Origin of the sequence: Mycoplana rhizolycopersici (genome assembly GCF_013378445.1) — a bacterium.
GTDB classification, from domain to species: domain Bacteria; phylum Pseudomonadota; class Alphaproteobacteria; order Rhizobiales; family Rhizobiaceae; genus Mycoplana; species Mycoplana rhizolycopersici.
Map to the genome: position 1 here is coordinate 1 of NZ_JABXYK010000050.1, position 999 is coordinate 999.

At 58.8% G+C, this 999-nt stretch carries 1 pseudogene; it reads left to right on the top strand.

Annotated elements, in window-relative coordinates:
* Positions 1-26: 26 nt before the first annotated feature.
* A pseudogene (locus HV823_RS26345) lies at positions 27-999 on the top strand (integrase core domain-containing protein); the annotation flags it as partial.

Here is a 999-nt window from a genome sequence, read left to right on the forward strand (position 1 = left end):
CCTGGCTGGGAAAGGAACGGAAGACGATGAAGGCATCGCAGTTTTCGGACGCGCAGAAGGCGTTCATTCTGAAGCAGGGTGACGAAGGGGTGACGGTCGCGGAGATCTGCCGCAAGGCGGGGATCAGTCAGGCGACCTATTTAGTTGGAAGACGAAGTATGCCGGCTTGTTGCCGCCGGGATGAAGAAGCTGAAGCAGCTCGAGGACGAATGCGCGCTTGAAGATCGTCCCCGACCTGACGCTCGACCGCGGATGCTGCAGGACGTTGTTCGGCGAAAGCTTTAAGGCCTGCTCGAAAGCGCGAGGTGGTGAACAGCATGTGCCGCGATTGGGCGATCTCGATCCGGCGAGCCTGTGGAGCGCTGGACTTCGATCGGTCGACCTAACACTACACCTCTCGCCGCCCCGATCAGGCCGGTCTGGAACGACGCATCCGCGAGATTTGTAAGACCCGTGTGCGCTAGGGCTATCGGCGCGTCCAAGTGCTTTTGGCGCGAGGGGTTACCGGTTCCAAGCGAACCTACCGGTTTTACAGGGACTTGGGCCTGCAACTGCGGAACAAGACAACCGATGCGCAGGGTCAAGGCGAAGCCGCGGGTTCTGACGGTGGTCGACACCTTCTCGCGCTATGTGCCGGTGCTTGATCCACGTCACAGCTATCGCAGTGAAGATGCAGTGCAAACCTTGGAACGGGTGTACCGGAAAAATGGCTATCTGAAGACGATCCGTATCGATCAGGGGACGGAGTTCGTGCCCCGCGATCTTGACCTTGGGCCTATGCCAAGGGCGTCACCTTGGACTTCTCACGCCCAGGCAAGCCGACAGACAACGCTTTTATTGAAGCATTCAAAGGCCGCTTCCGGGCCGAATGTCTGAACCAGCATTGGTTCCTGACCCTTGCGGACGCCCGCGAAAAGATGGAGGATTGGCGCAGAGACTACAATGAGTTTCGGCCCCATGGTGCGATCGGCAACAAGGTACCGATCTCGCTGATGAATC